Here is a 21,081-nt window from a genome sequence, read left to right as displayed (position 1 = left end):
CGCGGGCTTAATTAACTAAAGCGTAACAAGCATCTGAAAACAATCAAGAATTTATCTCACGGAAAGATCAAAATTCTTTTTCAAAGACTCTAGAACCTTCGTTGTCACTCCTGAGATCTGCTCTTCCTGCAGTGTGCCATTTTTGTCTTGAAGCCACAAACGGATGGCCACGGATTTCTTACCCGCTTCCATTTTGTCGCCTTCATACAAGTCAAACACGTCTACATTCACAAGAAGCGCACCCGCAGCTTTGCGGATGTCCTTCAGAACGTCGCCCACTTTCAATGTTTTTGGCATGACGAAAGCAAAGTCACGTTCAACAACCTGGAACTTAGAAACACTTTGAATACGGAATGGACGAGGCTGACCTTTGTACAATTGATCCAGGTCGAACTCACCGACTGCGGCAGGTACACGGATTTTTGCATCATCCAACAGAACTGGATGAAGAGTTCCGATAAAGCCCACTTTCTTACCTTCCACCAACAACTGAGCAAATTGCCCCGAGTGCATGAAAGCTGGAACTTCGTTGGCACCTGTGGTGCCACCAGACTTACCGCTGTTTGCCGGAGTCACCCACGTGTAGGACGAAATATTTAATGACTTCAAAAGAGTCTCAACCGTCGCTTTCAATTCAAACACGATGGGATAATCCAAAGATTTATTCCAAAGGTTTTCATTGCGGCCCCACAAAGCAAAACCCAAACGTGGGTTTTCACCGTAAGAACCATCATCACCGGTAAAGAATGTCGAACCGATTTCAAACAAACGACCCATCATGTTGCCATAGTGGAAGTTCGTCGTAAGGTTACGGAACAAACCAAAGCTCAAAGAAGATCTCATCACGTCCATCTCTTCATTGAGTGGATTCATGATGCGAATCTCTTTCGCCGTGGCATTGAGGCCCGCAGCCTTCATAGTTGATACATCACCCAAGAAAGCTTTTTCAGCTTTAGAACCAACAAAGGCAAAGTTAAATGCCTGTTGGAAGCCATCCGCTCGCACCAGTTCACTTACTGATTTATTTAGCAAGAAACCTTTATCATGGTGAGCTGGAGGATTTGTGAAGACTGGCAACGCTTCAGGAATATGGTCGTAACCATTCAAGCGTGCATACTCTTCAACCAAGTCCATGTCTTGCTCTAGGTCAAAACGGAATGTTGGAGGCAATACTTTGAAAGTCTCGCCATTTTTTTCAATTCCGCAGCCCAGGCGCTTCATGTAATCCACGAATTGCGCTTCAACAGCTGTGTAACCCAAGCGATCCGACACAGTTTTCACAGTGATCGAGATTGGATTTTTCTTAACTGGATTTGGATAGAAATCATGATGATCAGCGTAAGCTTCGCCACCCGCCACTTCCAAAATCAAAGCTGTCGCACGGTTCAACCCACGCAAAGCCCCGTCTGGATCCACACCGCGGGAAAAGCGGTAAGCAGAATCTGTATCCACACCATGAGTGCGAGATGTTTTACGAGCACTCATTGGCACAAAGTAAGCTGATTCCAAGAATACTTCAGTCGTCACTTCAGAAACGCCAGAGTTCTTACCACCGATAACACCCGCCAAACACATTGGATGAGAGGCATCACGGATCGTCAGCTCATCACCCGTCAAAGTTTTCTCAGTGCCATCCAGTGTAGTGAATTTCTCTCCCGCTGTTGCACGATCCACGATCACTTTTTTGCCGCCGATGAATTTCGCATCGAAAGCATGCAGAGGTTGACCCAATTCCATCATCACGAAGTTTGTCACGTCGACGATGTTATTGATCGAGTTCATGCCCACAGATTCCAAACGGTGTTTCAACCAAGCTGGAGATGGACCGACCTTTACGCCTTTGATCACACGAGCCGTGTAACGAGGGCAAAGATCAAAAGCTTTCACTTCCAAAGCGATTTCGCTCTTAGAAGACTTGGAACCCAATTTAGGTTCTGCTTTTGGAGATTTTAATTCTTTAGATAGCAAACATGCCACTTCACGAGCCAAACCAAAGTGGCTCAAGCAGTCTGCACGGTTCGGAGTCACCTTCAATTCGAAAGTGATATCGTCGTAACCGCCGTACTCAGCATAGGACTTACCAATCGGCGCATCAGCAGGCAAAATTTCAATGCCGTCTGATTCTTTCGCCAGGCCCAGCTCCTTCAAAGAGCAAAGCATGCCGGCCGAATCCACACCACGAACCGCAGATTTTTTAATCGCGAAATTGCCCGGCAAAACAGCGCCTGGCAAAGCCACGATCACACGGTCACCCGCTTTATGATTTTGAGCACCGCACACGATCTGGTGAACAACATCACCAGTGGAAACGCGACACAAAGAAAGCTTGTCAGCATTCGGATGTTTGTCTTTTTCAAGGATGTGACCAATCACCACGTGATTGAAATCTTTCGCAAGGTTCGTGATCTCTTCAACCTCAAGACCTGCGCGAGTCAACGTTTCCGCAAGCTCTTCAGGCTTAGCGAAGAACTCTTTCACATCTACATATTCTTGGAGCCATTTTAAACTGATCTTCATTTTACAAACTGCCTTAAGAAACGAACGTCATTTTCAGGGAACAAACGGATGTCTTCGATTCCGTACTTGATGATGGCCATACGCTCAACACCAAATCCGAACGCGAAACCTTGATATTTGGGATATTCAATTTTCGCCATTTGGAAAACTTTAGGATTCACTAGACCGCAACCACCGATCTCAATCCAACCAGTTTGCTTACACAAGCTGCAGCCTTTGCCTTTACAAATGGGGCAAGAGCAATCCACTTCCGCAGAAGGTTCTGTGAAGGGGAAAAAGCTTGGACGGAAACGAGTTTTCAAACCCGGACCGAAGTATTCACGAACGAAGAAACTGATCGTGCCTTTAAGATCCGCCATGGAAACTTTCTCATCCACGCACAATGCTTCGATTTGATGAAAGTTCGGCAAATGCGAAATATCGCTATCGCAGCGGAACACAGGACCCGTCCCGATCACACGCAACGGCAACTTTTCAGTTTCCATCGTGTGGATTTGGATGGGACTGGTGTGAGTTCTTAACACATGAGTCTTGTCGATAAAGAAAGTATCTTGCATGTCACGCGCAGGGTGATCTGCCGGGATGTTCAAGGCTTCAAAGTTGTAGTAATCTTTTTCGATCACCGGACCTGTGCGCACAGAGTAACCCAAACGCGACATGATCGTGAAGATCTCTTCGATCACCATGTTCACCGGATGTTGCGAACCTTTGGCGCGAGAAGCACTTGGCAAAGTCAGATCCAGCTCTTCAGCTGCCATCTTTGCACCGATCTCAGATTTTTTTAGTTGCTCTTCAGCTTCCGTGTAAGCAGCTTCAAGAACTGCTTTCACTTCATTGACCTTCTTACCAAAAAGAGGTTTTTCCTCTTTCGGGAGCGATGCCATTTCTTTCATGATTTCAGTCAATGAACCACTTTTCCCAAGGTATTGAACCTTGAGATCGTAAAGTTCCTTCGAGCCTGGCGCTGCCTTGAAGGCTGCCAGAGCTGCTTCTTTAATGGAGTCGAGTTTGCTTGTGCTCATAGGGACCAAATATCCCGCCAAAACCCTCTAAATTCAAGGATTTGGCCCGAATTAGCTCATGGCAGCAAAGGCGCTCTGCTAAGCTTTTAAGCAAATCTCGTGGATTTCCTCCGAAAACACCTCGTCCAGGCCTGTATCAAGTTGAGATTTCTCCTCGGAAAATAGCATTTGTAGCATGAGAAACAGACTTCAGGACGTTCAGTCGAATACGCCCAAAGCCGATATGACTCCTATGGGAGTTCTTATGAAATATTTGTTGATCGCTCTTGCGATGATGACATATTCACACCAAAGTTTTGCACAACTTGATGCCGACATCGAAGCTGAAATGTCCATGGGACAATCAGAAGAAGCCAAGATCGACGCCCAAGAACAAAAGAACTTCTTGGCTCGCGAAAAGATCCGCAAAGAGCAAATGAAACAACAGGCTCTGAAGTCTGCTCAAGAAGCAAAAAACATGGAAGCCGCTGCCGCCCGTGAAGCCCAACGCACACGTGTTGAAAAAGAACAGCTGACGGTGCAAGTGAAAGAATATCAACGCCAAATCAAAATGAACGAAGAGCGCAAAGCTAAAGCGCAAAAACAAATGGAATTCTCGAAAGCCGAAGCTGAACACTATAAAAAAGTGGCTGGCGAATACAGAGCTAAAAGAGACGCTTCTTTGAAAGAGCTGGATCGCCTCAATGAAGAGGGCAACAACATCGCCAAGTGGACTCGTGAAGCCAAAGAACAAGCTTTGAAAGCGCAACGTGATGCCGCATACGCCGCAGCCAAGGCGAAACAAAAAGAATCCTATAACGAAAGAGCCCGCGCGGACGGCAGCCGTGTTTACCGCGGTGTCAGCTCCGAAGGCGGATCAACTCCTTACGGGAAATAAAAAAAGGCAGCCTCGAGCTGCCTTTTTCTTTTTACGGTATGACGGGAGGATGGTACGTCAACGTCTCCCCGAGCGCCCACAGCATGAATATCACCAGCGGCGCATGCACCACCAACTGAGTCACCGTATAACCCACGATATCGCGCGCCTTTAATCCCAACACTCCAAGGAGTGCCATCATAAAGAATGGATTGATCAAATTCGGCAAAGCCTCTGCCGCATTGTAAACCATCACTGTCCAACCCAAATGGACTTTAAGTTCATTCGCCGCCTGCATCAGGTAAGGCGCTTCAATAATCCACTTACCACCACCGGATGGCACAAAGAATCCCAGGATCGCCGAGTACACACCCATCAATGCCGAGAAAGTATCTTTCGTGGAAATAGAAACGAAGAAATTAGAAATATGATGGGACAACGTCTGACCATCAGCCCCCGGCGCCTTGGTCAGGATATAAGCGATACTTCCGTACAGCGGGAACTGAATCAAAATCCCCGCCACCGAAGGAACTGACTTGGCAACGGAATGCAAAAAGCGTTTCGGCCTCCAGGTCAAAAGCATCCCCATCATCAGGAATAAAAAGTTGTAAGTATTCAAATTCGAGATCGCCATGATCACGTTTTTACTCGCGAACTCCTGCGCCAGCCACCAAAAGCCCAGGACCACAACCAAGATCGTAAGGATGGGTGAATACTCCAACCACTCCCCTGGCTGCCTCGGTGGAGCTATGGATTTTTCTACGTCATCTTGAACATCGATACCCAGATCTTGTGCGGTCACCGCGCGCTCACGAGTTGGAGCGGATAAATAAGCAATTACTACTGAGACGATCAACAACACGGCCAACATAATCAACGACTGCGGCAAAAAGATCGTCTCGGCAAAGGGAATCACTCCTGTGATCGGTAACAATGATTTCGGAATACTATCCACATTGGCTTGCAACTGCGCTGCCGAAGAACTAAGCCCCAAGGCCCAAGTCGCACCCAATCCCAAATACCCTGCGGCACCCGCTGCACGATAATCGACACGCAAATCCTGGCGACGAGCAATAGCTCGCACATACAAGCCACCAAACACCAAACTGAAGGCCCAATTTAAAAGGGAAGCCAAGATCGTAAAGAACGCCACGTAGGCCACTGCCTGACGTTCGGTCTTGGGCAACTTCGCCAGCCAATTAATTAATTTCCCCGCCGGGGGAGATGACGCCACGATATAGCCCGAGATAGTGACAATCGCCATTTGCATCGTGAAAGGAATCAAACTCCAGTACCCATCTCCGAAGGAAGTTGCCACCGCTTTAGGCGAAACCCCTACCAAGAAAGCCCCAAGACTGACAACAATGATCGCAAGCACCGCGAATATATAAGAATCCGGAAACCATTTTTCAGCCCAATTCGTAACCGAAGAAGCGAGCCTTTCCAAATGACTAGTTTTAAAAGTACCGACCGACTTTGCCATGATGAGAATCCCCTTCAAATATATAACTTTATCATGAACTTTATATGGTCGGCCGGGTAGCATTTATTGATAATTCGAAAAATGGATTGCCGCCTCTCAGAGGAATCACTCGAAAACAACGGCGGGATAAGCGCGGTTCTTCATATTACCCCGATCGCAATCTCATTTTAGAGATACCGGATTCCGGTCTCTTTTTTATATTTTAGCTTATTGTGACTAGCACAGAGCAGCTGCAGATTCGGGAGATCATGCTTTCCTCCCGCCCAGCGGCTTTGCTGATGGTCAACTTGCAAGAGCCAACGACTTTGGCATTTGTTCCCAGTGACAGGATCTTTAAACTGACAGCATTTTTGTTGGGCTTTTAATGTTCTGATATCTTTCGGCGAAGGAGCCGATTTTGCCGCCATCGTGGCAGTAATCTGTTCTGACGGCACGATTTTCGCCGCTTGGTTGCGAAAATCCTCCTGATTTTTTTGTTCTTGCTCTCTTGCTTCGGTCGCAGCCTTACCCGATTCTGCCATGTGTTTCTCTGCCGAATTATTAGCAGGCCCTAATTTTTGTTTGATCACTTTGTCGACCAAGTACTCCAAAAAATCGCCAATATCTTGGGTTGGCAGGGAGTGCGATAGCAACTCCTGGGCTATCTTTACTTTGGCAAAGGCTTCTTTAGACAATGTGAATTCAACGCGAACGCTTTCGTCGGCCTGCACTTTTTGGTAACTATTTTGCACAGCAGGCAAATCAAAAAACGCTGTCACTTGCTGATGAGATTCGGAATGCCCCTTGGCAATCAAACTTTCAAGCACTTCCATTTTTTGTTCTGCTGTAACTTGTTTTGATTGAGACTTCCAAACTTCCCGGGAAGCTTTTTGCACCAGAGAAATTTGATTCAACTTCAACTCACCAGACTGAATTTTCTCAGCCACTTGCGGAAGTTCCCGAATCAATCTTGCAGCGTCAATTCTACGCTGCGCGCTTCCCTCGGAATATCCGACGCCTTTCACAAGATAATCAAACAGGCTGCCAAACCCCATATCCAAATAAGTTCTGCGAGAATCAATCTCTTTGATTGTCAAAAGCACTTCATGCAAAAGGTCACGCTCTTTCGCCGAAAGAGATTTAATTCTTTGATCAAGTTCAATTCGGTTTAGATATTTCAAATTCACAAGTGCCTCCTTGATTTCAGAAGGCAATCTATCACAGGTTTTTCAGACTGATTTCACAGGAGAACGTTAATGCAACGCGAATCCCTTCCATAAGTTCCCAATGACTCTTCTAACGAGCGAAAAACAGAATTTCCTTTTTCGAAGCAAAACTTTTCTGTTTGTTGAACCACTACCATCTAAAGCACACGTTTTTCTCGTCAACAAAATAAATTCTAAAATCATTAATGGTCGTTAATAAAAAACAGCTCACAATAGTAAATATCCTCTGGTGTTCAAAGTTAAACAGACAACTGATTTGGGACGAATTCAAAAAACGACCAAGAACTTGCTCCGCCCTAAATCAACTATTCATTCATTCGCTAAAATCGGCAAGAAAATCGCAGCCAATCTCATGAACGATCTCGGTTTCAGAACTAACCTCTTACCGCCACGATGGCGGCAAGCAGCCGTCTCACAGATGGATATCCCAGCGCGATCCCAAATCAGCAGAAAGCCCCCCTCCCCAAAAAAAGGATAAAAAACCTCACCAGTGTCTAATTTGACGACAAATCCTTCCAAGGCCGGGGGCTTTTTACAGGGCGGCTTTCCCCTTCCCGGCGATTTCCCTGAAAAACCCGCTAAGTCCTTCTATCTTCAGGGAAAAAGGGGTATAACTGCGACCCTGCATGGCACATAAAAATAAAACCAATTACAGTCCCTATAAAGCCCGCCAAGAAGCCCGCGCTCAAGCGATCGGTGCGAAGTTTGCGGCCGCCGCTCCTTCCGAACAAAAGGGACGCCATAAAAAGCCAGAGTCTATTTTCGAAGTGAACGAAGCCAACGATCGTTTGGCTGATATCTTTCGCAATCACGATTTTGATTTGGTCAATCATCAACAGCGCATGCAGCTTGCGCAATTCTACCGTCTCTTGATGCTGAACCAAGAAAAAGAAAACTTCACGCGTTTGTTAAAACTAAAAGACATTGCGATTAAGCACTTCATTGATTCCATCATCATCATGAAGCACACGAAACTTCAATTCCCGCTTTTGGACGTCGGAACCGGCCCGGGCTTCCCTGGTATTCCTCTTAAAATCATGTACCCGAACGAACAAATTCTTTTGGGCGAGGGCGTGCAACGCCGTGTGGAATTCCTAAAGCATGTGCGCACGGAAATGAAACTTCCAAAACTGGATATCCTGGGCCGCAACATCAACAAGCACTGCGTGTATCCTGTGAATGGTGCGATCACCCGCGCCGTGGAAGATATCGGCAACACTTTGGGCAATGTTATCAACTGCTTGAATATCGGTGGCCGCGTGTATTTCATGAAGGGCCCAGGTGTGGACCCTGAAATCAAAATGGCGAAAGAAAACTGGTCTGAATATTTCAAACTGGTTGAAGACACAGCGTACTCTTTGCCTCACACTCCCCATGAACGCCGTATGGTGGTTTATGAAAAAATCAAACACATGGCTTTGCCGGAATACGATGAAGGCGAAGAAATGCTTTTTGAAGAACTCTCTCCTGAAGAGAAAAAACGCTGGGCGGCTTACAAATGATCGAGATTTCTTCAAAAACCAACGAACACTTTCGTCGCTGGACAGATTTAGCATCTTCACGCGGTATTAAAAAACACGGCGAGTTTATCTTGATGGGTGAAAAGCTTATTCAGGAATTTCTAGCTAATCCGAATTATAAAATCAAAGCCGAGATCGTTCACGAAGACTTAAAGTCCGTGACTCTGACTCACCCGATTTCAAAAACTCAGCGCATCCCTATCTATAAACTTCCGAAAGCGATGTTTAACGAAGTGGACGTCATCGGCACGCATTTCAATCTTTTGGTGCTTGAACCCAAAGAAATCCCAGCACTGAATCCTTCAGCGAAAGCAGAGGGATTAGAAGTCATTGCTCCCCTAGGGGACCCTTCAAACCTAGGGGCCCTGGCGCGCTCTGCGGTGGCCTTTAAAGTCAGCAAAATCATCCTGACCGAGGAAAGCTGCACACCTTACCATCCGAAAGCCATCAAAGCCTCTGCAGGGGCGTTACTGAAGCTTCCAATTTTAAAAGCTGGAAAGTTTTCTGAATTCGTCCAATCGCATGGCGATATCTATGCCTTGGATATGAAGGGCGAAAGTGTCGCTAAATTCAATTGGCCAATGAACTTACGCCTAGTGATTGGCGAAGAAGGTCCCGGCTTTAGTGGCATCAAGGGCTTGAATCGCTTGGCTGTGCCTACTGAAGGCGTCGAGTCCCTGAACGCCACCGTGGCGGCGTCCATCGCCCTCTTTACTTACGCACAAAAGCATTCTTAAAGCCTGCGAAATGCAGTGACTCATTTCGAGTCACTGCTCGCTGCAAATCCACCCCGGATTTAGTAATCCTTTAAAACTCTCACAACAGCATCTCGCCTGCAAAATTGCACATTAAATGGGCAAAACAAGTCGTTCTAACTACTTATGAAACACGATCCGTAAAAAGTTGTTAAAGTTCTGTAAAGATCCGCGCGATAATATTGTTAAGAACTTGTTAAAGGACGTTTCAGATGAGCAAGCAGGAAGCCGACTTTTCGTATCACGAACTCTTCTTTTCCAAAACCAACCGCAAAGGGATCATCCAATCTGGCAACACCGTTTTTGTCCGAGTCAGTGAGTATGAGCGCGAAGACCTATTAAACCGCCCCCACAATATCATTCGCCATCCCGACACTCCTCGCGCGGTTTTTAAACTCTTTTGGAATTACCTCGACGCGAACAAACCCATCGCCGCCTATGTAAAAAACAAAAGTAAAACTGGTCGGTACTATTGGGTTTTTGCGATGGCCTTTCCCTTAGAAGACGGATTTTTATCGATTCGTTTAAAACCCAGTTCAAAATATTTTCCGATCGTACAGGCTCTCTATCAAGACTTAACAGCACAGGAAACCATGGGTCTACCTTTAGACGAAGGAATCACCTTGATTGAAGAACGCCTGCGAACTTTGGGCTTTGCTGACTATTCTGATTTTATGTGCCGCGCTTTACTGGAAGAAATGTCCAGCCGCGACCACCTTCTGCAATCCGCCGAAATCACCGAGATCAAATCACAATTTCAAATAGAAGCCTTGGAAAAATTCATTCACGACTCCACAATGAATACGCAAGCCGCCCGCCTCACCTTTTCCAAAGCGTATCAACTGTTTGAGCAAACCGCGCCCCTGTTTAAAGATTGCGAAGAAATTCTTGAAACCTGCCACAAAGTTAAATTTGTGACCCTCAACCTGATGGTCGCCGCCTCTCGCCTGAAAGAAGAGGGCAAACCTCTGGGTGCCGTCGCTGCCAACCTCCAAGAGCTCACCTCGCAAATTGCCATCAGCTCCGGTCATTTCGAAGACGTTTTCAAAAACTATTCAAAATCTGTTTTTGAAATGTTTGTGGCGGTGGCTATTTCTCGTTTTCAAATTGAAATGATGAATCAGCTGGCAGAAGAAACCTCGTTGGCGTGCCAAAAAAAGGAGGACTTTGATGCTGAGACTGAAAGATCTTTTCAACTGAACTGCGAACCCATCCGCTATCTGATCAACAAAAATATTCAATCGGTGGGAGAAATCTCTGAGAAATTAAATCACATCAGTAAATCACTGCTCAGTTCCATCCAAACTTTAAACAAAGTAACTTCGGGTATGGGAGTGCTGCATGTGGTGGGAAAAATAGAAATGGCACGAGTGGGTGCGGGAGAAAGCCTGAGCTCCAGACTTTCAGAAATGGACACCCTCAACAGTCTTTTCAAGCAGACCTTGGGTAACCTTGAACGAGAGTGCAAACTGAATATAAAAACTTGCGAAGACCTCAGCGACAAAGAAGACGAAATAAAAAGTCGTCTTCTTAAAATGTCTTAGGCGATGGAGTTAACCCATGCCCGGGGGTTATTAAAGTTCAATTTGTTTCGGACGATAATCAGGAGTCAGGGTGATGGTCACAATACCCTGCTTGCTGTTGGCATGAAACACGGCCTTTTGATTTCGTTCATTAAATCCAATGAACTCATACCCAACAGCACCATTATCCAATTGAATTGCCGCAGACAAATCAGCGAAGAAATAAACATCCCCGTTACCAATTCGCACGCCTGGGGCAGAGGTAAACTTTGCGTTAACATTCATTTGCAAAGCCACTGGGCAACGGAACAATGTTTCTTCGTCAGTCCCTACATAATTAGTCACTGAGCAAAGAATAGCGCCGTCTTGATAGCGTGTCACTTCAACCTTTAGTGGGATGAGGGCTCCTCCCGCAAAAGCAGATGCACTCATAAGGGACGTCAGAATCGTCAAAATAATTTGTTTCATTGGTTTCTCCTTGTTTTCGCTGACACCAGCTTTTTTGTTTTGGCGAAAACTACGTGGCGTACACTGAAAATTCAATAATTTACGAGAATCCAAAACTACAATTCGTAGTCCACCTTGAATACAGCAAATATTTCATATGGTTATGCACAATCCTTTCCTGATTTCATTTTTAAGTGTATTCAAGGTTTCGAAAGAGAACACGAAAATGAGTACGAGCAAACCTAAACCACAAGTCATGGATTACGTCGACTATCGGCAGTTTTTGCAGGCGTGGTATCAGTATAATAAGGAACGATCAGCGACATTCTCCTTTGGTACATGGACTTTGCAATGCGGTTTTAAAAGTCGCAGCTTCCTGCAACAGGTTTCCATCGGCAAAAGAAACCTGGGGCTCGATTCAATTGCGCCGGTCTTGCAATCTTTAAAGCTCAGCCAAATTGATGGCGAATACTTTGAAAATCTGGTGGCATATACCCACGCCACAAATATACGTATTAAAGAATATCATTTCCAGCAGATGTTAAGGCTCAATAAAAACCAGCGCGGAAAAAAAGTTTCCGATGTTTACAACTTTCTGCGCAATCCAAAAACTCCCCGGGTTCATTTACTTCTGAGTCTGAAGTCACTGACTTGTACTGTGGAATACGTGGCCAATACTTTTAATTTGCCCCAGAAAGAAGCACTAGAAATTTTGGAAAGCATCGAAGCCTGTGGACTATCTTATTTCGATGATGAATCAAATAGCTGGAAAGCGACTGAGCAAGATTTGGACATCCCAACGGAACTGGGGAATGTGGCCCTGATGGCTTTTCATCATAAAAGCCTCGGTGAAGCTCAGGATGCTCTCTCTGCTCCTATTAATACTCGGCATTTTGGAACCCTTCTGATGACCTTGAACGACAACGAGTACACGCTCGTAAAACGCGACCTGGAAGAGTTTTTTGATGCCCTTTCTGCTCGTTACACTTCAAAAGAATTGAATGGCGCCCGCATTTTTCAAATGAATTTTAACATCTTTGCGACCAGCGAAGTTTTAAAAGAAAACACGTCTCACAGTGGGCAAAAAATGGAATCATTTACGGAGTTACCAGTATGAAGAAGTTTATTTTAAGCCTGATCTATATCACTCTTATTCCCTTTGCCGCATGGACCAATACCGTACGTATTGGCAGTGGTGGCGACTCCCAGCAAAGCGAACACGTTCCCGAAGACCTGTTGGTCGATACTCTTCGCAACATCCAAAGAGATGCCCAATTTCTGATTCACAGCTGGATGTGGAATCCCGCAAATTCACCTCTGACGCCAGAATTATTGGAAAAACTTCGTCAGGTGGTAATCAACACCCCAATCAACGTCATTGGCCACGACGCCTGCTATGCCAATGGCGAAAGCAAAGATGCTGCCGCTTACAGCACTCCAAGCAACAGCATTTGCGTCAGCACGTGGACACTTAAAACGAAGCTTCAACTGGATAACTTTAAGTCCCAGGTGTTGTCGCTAATGATTCATGAGTATTCTCATTTGATCGGGTTTAACGAGGAACAGGCAACGACACTGCAACAGCAGTCTGGATTTTATTTAGCTGTGAACGGCTACGCCAAGCCGGGTTCTTTGCAGACTGATTTCGGTGGGATTGCAGGTCGAGCAGATATGTTCAGACGTCTTAGCAAAAACAAAAAAGAGCTCTATAGCTTCGTAAATGATTATATCACTGAATATCAAGCAAAGCTGACAACATACGATGGCATTCTGCTAACCAACTACCCGGCCTTGCCGCCTCTGAGTGACTACACTGGTGATATCTTTATCAGATTGAACTATATGAAAATCCTGGCGGACGGCTATCGCGCAGCCCGCGCTGACAAGATGGCGCAAGACCAACTCACACGAATCTTTGGACCCTCCAAAGAGGTGACGGTTCAAGCCTTCAACGATAAAATGTTTTTAAGGATCGTCAAAAACCTGCAACGGCCGCAGGATCTTTTGCCTCGTATCGACGTAAAAAATGCTTCTGGAGAAGACTTCGCAAAACTGGTCGCGGCTATCGAAGAAATGGATCAAAAGATTCAAATGGCATTATTAAACATTTATGCCGGCCGCAACTTGGTACGCATGGAGCTCACAAAGCCTTAATCGTCGGTCTCCCCCGAAAGAAAAAAGCCTGTTCATTTCTGAACGGGCTTTACAAAAATCTCAATTAACCGTGACCTGGGTTGCTGCCGTGATTGTGTCCGCTGCCTGGGTTACCGCATTTGTAATCACCGTGAGGGCCCCATTTGCATTCCGCCTTACGGTTGCAAGCGTATCCACAGTGATAGAACCCACGTTTCCAGCCACCCCAGCAGTATTTTCTTGAGTGAGTGTAGTGTTCAGGACAGTCTTTGCCGGTTGGAACGCAAGAACTAGGCGCATTGTCCTGATCCGCGATATCTGGCGTACATTTCACAGACAAAGGCTTTACAACCACAGAACCGTCTTGCGTGAACTCCAAAGTGCCTTGGTAGGCATGAGCTGCCGACCCCAGGAAGGCGAACAAAAGAACAAGCGTGGACAAGAACTTCATAGTGACTCCTTATTTTTTTGATTGAAGTGCACTAAGCTAAATTCGGAACAGCTATTCCTGTCACTGATAAATTCTGTAATGATTCAAGCGCAAATAGCGAAAGTGTTCCCTTAATGAAAACACGCTAAAAATTCCCGACAATCTTGATTAAGATCGCACAAATAGAATAATTCCAAACATCACGGCATCAGCGATCGTATGAGTCAACCAGGCCAAAGAAATGGATTTAAACATACGATACTGAATGGCAATGGCAGCTCCCCATGCGGCGGTCATAACAACTCCCAACCAACCCTCGGGAAACGAATTCGCGTAATGCATAAAACCGAACAACACCGCCTGTAAACCAACAACGAACCATGCAGGAGAGCTGACCGAAGAAGCCGGCTGTATCAGGCCTCGATAAAAGATCTCTTCACGCAAACCATTAACGGCAGCCAGGAGCAAAACCACCAAAGGCAGTCCCCACAGCGGCACATTCAGCTCCGGAAACATCTCTGCGACTTGGGGATGCAATTTAAAGTACCAAAGCAGAATACCGACGGCCGGAATATTAATGATAAATATTGAGGCCCACTCCCGCTTTGAAAACTTTAAAGACCACTTTAATTTTTCGGGCTTTTGGCGAAAACCAAAGCGCAGAAGGAAGTATCCAAAAAGTGCCACCAGATAAAAATCCACTGGCCATTCTAAAAATGGACTGGAATACACTAAGATTCTTAAAACCGTGAAACATGCCCCGATCAAAATCAGAAGCTTCAATTGTTCTCGCTGCGATTTAACGAAACCGACTGCGATCACCAACCCCAACCAACTGTAAAAAGCCGTGGCAAAATCTCTTTCCACAAAAAAGAAGTAAGAAAGCACGATATAGGCAATAAGCCACAGTCCATAAATGATGTTTTTCATTCTTATTCAATACCTAAACTTAGAACATATTCGAGAGAATCCCTGTTCGCAATTCGCATATCGGGAACAATTCCCGTTCTTTCAAAAAAGCGGCCATCTGTGAGATCATTAATTTTCATACAAAGAGTAATACAAAGACCGCTATGGGGCAAATACAGCAAACCCGAATTTCCAAAGTGAATCATCCCGCGGGTGTTTTCACCCACAATCACAGCATTGGGGTGTCGCTTTAAATAAAGTGCGGCCCACTCGCCACTGGAGGCCGTCACCGGATCAACTAAAACGAATATCTTATTCTTAAAAGCCAGCGTCGTCTCAGAGGTTGCAGACCTTGGCGCGTGGTCAACGACTACCTTGCCACCATCCTTCGCACCAAGCGCAAGTGCGTTCGCTTTACCTTTTAATGAATCAAGATGATCTGTCAGCTCGGCAGGTGGTGTTATATTTTTAGAAGTATAGCGATTCCAAATTATGAGCTCGTAAGTATTGATTTGAAGAGCCAACGATTCAGCTGTCTCACAGACAACCTCTTGAACCCAATCCATCTCAAGCTCTCGCCCCAGAAGAATGGATACCATCTCAATACCTTTGGCGTCGTCCCCGCCAACATTTCCCCGTAAATCTACGATCACAGCTGATGAATCCAGGGTGCCGCGAATCGCTTCCGAAAAACCAAACCACTGAGGATCCGAAGACGGAGGAAAATGAGAAATAGCGACAATCGATACTACGCCAGTCGCACTTTTCCTCTGCTCAACATTCCAAGCTAAATTTGATCCAGAACTAACCAGATTATGACCGGTAGAGGGCATTTTCGTTTGTATATGAAGGAATTCGCCCAATACTTTTCCATCGAGCTTCACCGCCAGATGACCATCAGGGATCTGCCACAAGATATCGGCCAAAGCAGAACCGAAAACTTCATTCGAAACATTTTCTTCAAAATGAACCGCTTTAATTTTTTGCAGAACATCGGCCCACGAATCGGAACTCATGATCCATTTCGCCGGATAAGCGTACTCTAAAGCCTGAATCAGAAGTCCGACGTCACTCGCCACCTCGCTCGCAGTAAGGATAGACTTTCCCTTATTGAGACTCTGAGGATTTAAAAGAAGGTTTATATAAGTGGAACTCTTCATGACATAAGGATATTTAACGACTGATGATTTGTAAATGAACCATATAGTTTATTCTTTACTTACTTTAGCAACGGGCTATCTTCACATTATGAATAGTTCTAAACAGCGTGAAACACTTATCGGAAGTCTGCTTGCTATATTGGCGGCAACGGCGTGGGGTGTCTCCGGCAATTTTTCTCAGCTTGTGTTCGAAAGCTATAACGTGAATCTCGAATGGCTGGTCACCATTCGCCTTCTGATTTCAGGATTAATACTTTTGATCTTTTCACAGATTTCCGGTCGCAAAATCTTTGCACTCTGGAAAGATCGCAGAACTGCACTCCGCCTGGGAACGTTCGGAGTCATTGGCATGTTGGGAGTTCAATATACTTACCTTGCGGCGATTGCAGCATCGAATGCGGCGACCGCAACCATCTTGCAATACCTGGGGCCGCTTTTTATCACGGCCTATTACGCTGCAAAATACAAACGACTCCCAACACGAATTGAAGCCACGGCGGTGATTTTAGCCATGTTAGGAACCGCGCTCCTGGTAACACATGGAGATCTCAAGACCCTCGCGATCAGCAACAAAGCGCTAATTCTTGGCCTGGCATCAGCGGTGACACTCGCCATTTACTCCATCATCCCCGTTCCCCTGTTGAAAAATAACGATTCAACCGTTGTTTTGGGTTGGGGCATGATAATCGGTGGAATAATTATATCACTATTCAAGTCTCCGTTTTCATCGGAAGCTGTTTGGACCTTTACCAGCATCGCCTCGATTGGATTTATCGTTTTGATCGGAAGCTTATTTGCTTTCTTTGCCTACTTAACTGCCGTTCGCTTCATCGGCCCCACAAAGGCAAGTCTCCTTGCCTGTGCCGAGCCACTCTCCGCCTCATTTGTTGCAGTTCTGTGGATGGACGTAAAATTTGATACGTCGGATTGGATTGGTGCGACTCTTATTATCTGCACGATCTTGATATTGAGTTACAATTCAAACGGCACCAAGGCCGTTGAAAAATAAAAAAGCCCGTTCTTCTCAGAACAGGCTTTTCATTTGGCTCCGCGACCGGAGCTTTCAATCTAAAATCAGACGATCTTAGTTTTGAGTTGGTTCACGAGGAACCGAGCAAACGATACCGCATTTGTACAATGGACGTTTCCAACCACCGAAGCAGTATTTAGCCATACGCTTGTAGGGAGCGTAGCAAGTTTTGCCATCAGCTGGAGTACAAGTGTTTCCTTGGTAAGCTTGGCTTGGATCAAGCTCTTCACAAGTTTTTTTAGCTTTCAAAAGATCAACGCCCCCTTCTGCATTCAATTGCAAAGCACCTGAAACTGCAGACAAGTTGTGAGCGTGATCGCCAGAGCAACGGTAATCACCACTGTTGTTCCATGAACATTGAGATGTTGGCTTACAAGAGATACCACATTTGTGGAAACCCTTCTTCAAACCACCCCAGCAAAGTTTTGCGAAAGTGTCGTAACCTGCAGGGCAAGAGTTGCCAACTGGCTTACAATAGTTGCCACCTGGAGTTGGTTCCGCAGAGCAAGTACCTTTCAAAGGTTGAACACTAGCGTTGCCATCAAGAGCTGGAACAAAAGCACCTTCAAAAGCCATTGCTGTTGTGCCGACAAATCCCAAAGACAAAATCATCATCATCATTTTTTTCATATCTTCTCCGAAAAAACAAAAAGGTCCCCGGAACGGGAGCCTTGAATAATCCAACTAACTAGTTAATGCCGCCACCGTTGCCATCGTCGTTAGCATTGCGAGATTTTTCGCAAACATAACCACAACGGTACAAAGGTTTTTTCCAGCTACCGATGCAATATTTGTTCATGCGTTTGTAACCAGGAGCACAGTTCACACCGTCAGCGGGACGGCAAACTGTCCAATGATCGTTATCACCAGCAACAGAACCTTGAACTTCACAGATGTTTTTAGCAGCTTTCAATTCAACGGCGCCGTCTACATTCAATTTCAACACGCCTTCAACGGCTGCAAAGTGATGCCCTGGATTTGGACCGTAACCTGGGTTGCCGCAACGGTAGTCACCGTGTGGATTCCAACCGCATTGTTCTTTAGGCTTACAAGAGATACCACATTTGTAGAAACCTTTTTTCCAACCACCCCAGCAAAGTTTTGCGAATTGGTCGTATCCAGATGGGCAAGAGTTGCCAACTGGTTTGCAGTAGTTACCATTTTTAACTGGTTTAGCCGGGCAAATGCCTCTCAAAGGTTGAACTGTCGCGCCATCTTCGTTTGGAACGAATGCACCTTCGAATGCCATTGCTGTTGTACCAACAAAGCTCAAAGACAAAAGCATCATCATAAACTTTTTCATTTTGTTCTCCTGTTTTTTAGTATTCAAATTTGTTAAAGAATAGAGGCGCATCCTAATGAAGACCATGACTCCAATCAAGCGTTGTTGTTTATCAAAATGCTGTCGACGCGGGTGATTAAAATGGAATATGATCAATTCATGACAATTCAAAAAGAAATCAAGCGTTTGCAAAGCAAAACACGGGTTCCTGTATTACAGAGATTCTTTAAAACCGGCCCGGGCGAGTACGCGGAGGGCGACGTCTTTTTAGGGCTAACCGTGGGTCAAAGCCGCGCGGTTGCTAAGACTTTCAAGGACTTACCTTTCACAGAGCTTGCAACCCTGCTCCAATCCCCCATTCATGAGGAACGACTCATTTCCTTAATAATTCTGTCACAGAGGTTTCCTAAGGAAAATGCCACCGGCCAAACCCGTATTTTTAAGTTTTTAATTAAATATAGGAAAGGCATCAACAACTGGGATCTGGTGGACACCATTGCCCCGGCGGTTTTAGGGCCTTACTTGTATGAAAAAGACCGCGCGATCCTTTTCAAATACGCGAAATCAAAAAATCTGTGGGAGCGAAGAATTGCGATCATGTCGACGTTCTATTTCCTGCGCCAAAAAGACTTTGTCGACACTTTTAAAATTGCGGAAATTCTTTTGCACGATAAGCACGATCTGATTCACAAAGCTGTGGGCTGGATGCTTCGTGAAGTGGGAAATCGTGACGCCAAAGCCGAGAGAAAATTCCTCGACAAATACGCGACACAAATGCCGCGCACGATGCTTCGCTATGCTATCGAAAAATTCCCCGAGAAAGAGCGCAAGTATTATTTGAACTTGAAGTAACCCGCGCATAGCATAGGGCTATGGAACTTCGCCTGCAGAACATCGTCACACCTTTTTTTAAACTGCCTGAACTGACTATTGCGAGTCATGAGAGAGTTTTAATTAAAGGTCCCAGTGGCACAGGCAAGACGACACTTTTGCATCTTCTTGCGGGACTTTACACTCCCCAATCAGGCGAAGTTTTTTGGGATGGAGAATCCCTAGCGAAACTTTCGGAAAGTAAAATCAGCCATCTTCGCAAAGAGAACATGTCGCTGGTTTTTCAAAATCTAAACCTGCTGCCCTATTTAACAGCGACAGAAAATTTGGAATTGGTAGGTTTAAACAAAAATGCCGCACAAGAAATGCTCAGTGCCGTAGGTTTGAAAGACAAGTCCTTTAGCCGCACACAAAGCATGAGCCTGGGGGAGCAGCAAAGAATAGCCGTAGCCCGCGCTTTGGGACTTATGCCATCGATTATCTTAGCAGATGAACCCACTTCCAGTCTGGATGATAAAAACTCAGAACAAGTGATGAAGCTTCTTATCGAGGGATCTCACAATCCCTCCGTAGTCATGGTCAGCCACGATCACCGCGTGGAGAAATACTTCACCCGCATTCTAGATATGAAGGAGATCGCGAAATGAGTTTATTGCGACTTTCCTACCTTTATCTAAAACGCCACTTACTGACGACGGCGATCACCGTGTTTTCATTAGCCATTGCTATTGCCGCCGTGACGGTCCTTTTAAAACTAGAAGTGCTTTCCCATTCACGCTTTGATACTCTCGCAACTCAAGGTGATGCCATCGTTGGTGCAAAATCCGGTGGGATTGATATTCTTTTGGGAGCCCTGAACTTCGAGGGCGAGCTTCCAAATTATATCCCCCAAAATCTTTACGAAACTTTAAAGGCGAAAAAAGATATCTCCTTTGAAGACCAAGCGAAATTTCAAAATAGCTTTACGGTGTCTCACATCACACCGCTTTTATTTTTTGGTAAATACAAAGAATTTAAATTAGTCGGGACTGATGAATCTTTGCTCTCGATGGTTCCCACTGAATCTGCTCCGCAACTCCAAGAAGGGCAGTTTCCGCAAAATCCTGGAGAAGCTGTCATCGGCTCGCAAGTGGCGGAGTCCCAATCGCTCACGGTTGGACAAAGCATCTACACACATGCCGAAATCTATGGATCTAAAATTTCGAGTGCTGCTTTTCCATTAAAAATTACGGGTGTTTTAAAAGCCACCGGAAAATCCTGGGACAAAGGAATATTTACGAATTTGACGACGGCGCAGACCGCGGTTGCGTCGACCCCTGGATATCAAACCATCTGGGGCCCTCGAGTTCTAAGTTATTTCATATTAAACATTCAAAACGATGGGCAGGATTCATTAGCGAGCCTCATCAATCAGCGAACTGTCTCACAAATAGCCTTCGTCGAAAAAGAAAAAACTCGCCTTCAGGAGCTCGCTGGTTCCAATCAAACACTGCAACTTTTAGTTGTGGGTATTCTTCTTTTATTAAGCACACTGACGGTTCTGGCGGTGTTTTACACGCGCATAGAAGGTCGCACTGTGGAATTAGCAGTTTTGCGTGCATTGGGCCGTTCTCGTCAGGATTTAACAGCTCTATTGATATTGGAAGGACTGATGATGGGCTTCTCTGCCATCATCATCGCAGCCATTTTAGAATTTATACTAAATCCGATTATTCTCTCGACCGCAGGAAGCACTTTGCCCGCTCCGACGGCAAACAATTGGCCGTGGTGGATGATATTAGTTACTGGAGCCTTCACAGTTTTCGCTGTGATGATTGCAAGCCTTCCTCCCGTCTGGAGACTTTTCCGGCAGGATATTCACTCGACATTGCGAAATATTCACTAGAGCATTCACTCTGAGTCAACACTATGAAGCCCGCGCCAGTCGTGTTTTTCACGCGACTAGCGTCTAAATTTTAGTCTCAAAATCCATTCATTG

The 21,081-nt window shown here is 45.5% G+C and carries 20 protein-coding genes; 10 read left to right on the top strand and 10 right to left on the bottom strand.

Features of this window, described 5'->3' with window-relative positions; genetic code table 11:
* Positions 1–51: 51 nt before the first annotated feature.
* Complete coding sequence (gene pheT / locus DOM22_RS08660) at positions 52–2,517, bottom strand: phenylalanine--tRNA ligase subunit beta (RefSeq protein WP_142699980.1); 2,466 nt, start codon at positions 2,515–2,517, stop codon at positions 52–54.
* Positions 2,514–3,539, bottom strand: a complete 1,026-nt coding sequence (gene pheS, locus DOM22_RS08655; RefSeq protein WP_142699979.1) for a phenylalanine--tRNA ligase subunit alpha — start codon at positions 3,537–3,539, stop codon at positions 2,514–2,516. The genes pheT and pheS overlap by 4 nt, the downstream gene beginning before the upstream one ends.
* A 175-nt stretch (positions 3,540–3,714) precedes the next feature.
* On the opposite strand from pheS, the gene DOM22_RS08650 reads away from it, so the two are divergent.
* The gene (locus DOM22_RS08650) at positions 3,715–4,416 is read left to right on the top strand and encodes a hypothetical protein (protein ID WP_142699978.1); all 702 of its coding nucleotides are present in this window, start codon (positions 3,715–3,717) and stop codon (positions 4,414–4,416) included.
* Between the two features lie 31 nt (positions 4,417–4,447).
* On the opposite strand, the gene DOM22_RS08645 is transcribed toward DOM22_RS08650, so the two are convergent.
* A complete protein-coding gene (locus DOM22_RS08645; RefSeq protein ID WP_142699977.1) occupies positions 4,448–5,878 on the bottom strand; it encodes a short-chain fatty acid transporter in 1,431 nt (476 codons plus the stop codon).
* Positions 5,879–6,045: 167 nt separating this feature from the next.
* The gene (locus DOM22_RS08640) at positions 6,046–7,044 is read right to left on the bottom strand and encodes an HNH endonuclease (protein WP_142699976.1); all 999 of its coding nucleotides are present in this window, start codon (positions 7,042–7,044) and stop codon (positions 6,046–6,048) included.
* Between the two features lie 665 nt (positions 7,045–7,709).
* Here DOM22_RS08640 and DOM22_RS08635 point away from each other — a divergent pair.
* The 3 genes from DOM22_RS08635 to DOM22_RS08625 all read left to right on the top strand — a co-directional run bounded on the left by DOM22_RS08635 (position 7,710) and on the right by DOM22_RS08625 (position 10,902).
* Entirely contained in the window at positions 7,710–8,585 is an 876-nt protein-coding gene (locus tag DOM22_RS08635; RefSeq protein ID WP_142699975.1) for a 16S rRNA (guanine(527)-N(7))-methyltransferase RsmG, read from the top strand.
* Positions 8,582–9,340 (top strand): RNA methyltransferase, encoded by a 759-nt coding sequence (locus DOM22_RS08630; RefSeq protein ID WP_142699974.1) that lies wholly within the window; start codon positions 8,582–8,584, stop codon positions 9,338–9,340. Before DOM22_RS08635 ends, DOM22_RS08630 begins: the two co-directional genes overlap by 4 nt.
* A gap of 230 nt (positions 9,341–9,570) precedes the next feature.
* Positions 9,571–10,902: a PAS domain-containing protein gene (locus DOM22_RS08625; RefSeq protein WP_142699973.1), complete on the top strand. Its 1,332-nt coding sequence runs from the start codon at positions 9,571–9,573 to the stop codon at positions 10,900–10,902.
* A 30-nt stretch (positions 10,903–10,932) separates the two neighbouring features.
* Here DOM22_RS08625 and DOM22_RS08620 read toward each other — a convergent pair whose 3' ends face one another.
* On the bottom strand, positions 10,933–11,349 hold the full coding sequence (locus DOM22_RS08620) for a hypothetical protein (RefSeq protein ID WP_142699972.1): 417 nt from the start codon (positions 11,347–11,349) through the stop codon (positions 10,933–10,935).
* 205 nt (positions 11,350–11,554) lie between these two features.
* Between DOM22_RS08620 and DOM22_RS08615 the strand changes: the two genes are divergently transcribed.
* Together DOM22_RS08615 and DOM22_RS08610 are read left to right on the top strand one after the other, a co-directional pair.
* Positions 11,555–12,445, top strand: coding sequence for a TIGR02147 family protein (locus tag DOM22_RS08615; protein ID WP_168196605.1), 891 nt, complete (start codon positions 11,555–11,557; stop codon positions 12,443–12,445).
* Positions 12,442–13,482: a hypothetical protein gene (locus DOM22_RS08610; RefSeq protein WP_142699970.1), complete on the top strand. Its 1,041-nt coding sequence runs from the start codon at positions 12,442–12,444 to the stop codon at positions 13,480–13,482. The genes DOM22_RS08615 and DOM22_RS08610 overlap by 4 nt, the downstream gene beginning before the upstream one ends.
* Positions 13,483–13,546: 64 nt before the next feature.
* Here DOM22_RS08610 and DOM22_RS08605 read toward each other — a convergent pair whose 3' ends face one another.
* The 3 genes from DOM22_RS08605 to DOM22_RS08595 all read right to left on the bottom strand — a co-directional run bounded on the left by DOM22_RS08605 (position 13,547) and on the right by DOM22_RS08595 (position 15,879).
* Positions 13,547–13,912, bottom strand: coding sequence for a hypothetical protein (locus DOM22_RS08605; RefSeq protein WP_142699969.1), 366 nt, complete (start codon positions 13,910–13,912; stop codon positions 13,547–13,549).
* Between the two features lie 147 nt (positions 13,913–14,059).
* Positions 14,060–14,821 (bottom strand): CPBP family intramembrane glutamic endopeptidase, encoded by a 762-nt coding sequence (locus tag DOM22_RS08600; protein WP_142699968.1) that lies wholly within the window; start codon positions 14,819–14,821, stop codon positions 14,060–14,062.
* Positions 14,822–14,823: 2 nt separating this feature from the next.
* Positions 14,824–15,879, bottom strand: a complete 1,056-nt coding sequence (locus tag DOM22_RS08595) for a S41 family peptidase (RefSeq protein WP_210415713.1) — start codon at positions 15,877–15,879, stop codon at positions 14,824–14,826.
* Between the two features lie 115 nt (positions 15,880–15,994).
* Between DOM22_RS08595 and DOM22_RS08590 the strand changes: the two genes are divergently transcribed.
* Complete coding sequence (locus DOM22_RS08590) at positions 15,995–16,969, top strand: DMT family transporter (protein ID WP_210415712.1); 975 nt, start codon at positions 15,995–15,997, stop codon at positions 16,967–16,969.
* Positions 16,970–17,044: 75 nt separating this feature from the next.
* Here DOM22_RS08590 and DOM22_RS08585 read toward each other — a convergent pair whose 3' ends face one another.
* Together DOM22_RS08585 and DOM22_RS08580 are read right to left on the bottom strand one after the other, a co-directional pair.
* Positions 17,045–17,620, bottom strand: coding sequence for a hypothetical protein (locus DOM22_RS08585; protein WP_142699965.1), 576 nt, complete (start codon positions 17,618–17,620; stop codon positions 17,045–17,047).
* Positions 17,621–17,678: 58 nt separating this feature from the next.
* Positions 17,679–18,293: a hypothetical protein gene (locus tag DOM22_RS08580; protein ID WP_142699964.1), complete on the bottom strand. Its 615-nt coding sequence runs from the start codon at positions 18,291–18,293 to the stop codon at positions 17,679–17,681.
* Between the two features lie 120 nt (positions 18,294–18,413).
* On the opposite strand from DOM22_RS08580, the gene DOM22_RS08575 reads away from it, so the two are divergent.
* Genes DOM22_RS08575 through DOM22_RS08565 form a run of 3 tightly spaced genes read left to right on the top strand, consistent with a single transcriptional unit; the run spans position 18,414 to position 20,988 of the window.
* A complete protein-coding gene (locus tag DOM22_RS08575) occupies positions 18,414–19,124 on the top strand; it encodes a DNA alkylation repair protein (protein WP_210415711.1) in 711 nt (236 codons plus the stop codon).
* A 20-nt stretch (positions 19,125–19,144) separates the two neighbouring features.
* Entirely contained in the window at positions 19,145–19,750 is a 606-nt protein-coding gene (locus DOM22_RS08570; RefSeq protein ID WP_142699962.1) for an ABC transporter ATP-binding protein, read from the top strand.
* Positions 19,747–20,988, top strand: coding sequence for an FtsX-like permease family protein (locus tag DOM22_RS08565; RefSeq protein WP_142699961.1), 1,242 nt, complete (start codon positions 19,747–19,749; stop codon positions 20,986–20,988). Before DOM22_RS08570 ends, DOM22_RS08565 begins: the two co-directional genes overlap by 4 nt.
* The last annotated feature ends 93 nt before the right edge of the window (positions 20,989–21,081 follow it).

Origin of the sequence: Bdellovibrio sp. ZAP7, from assembly GCF_006874645.1 — a bacterium.
GTDB lineage: Bacteria > Bdellovibrionota > Bdellovibrionia > Bdellovibrionales > Bdellovibrionaceae > Bdellovibrio.
Note: the sequence above shows the minus strand (reverse complement) of the source record. Positions and strands in the feature narration are given on the sequence as shown.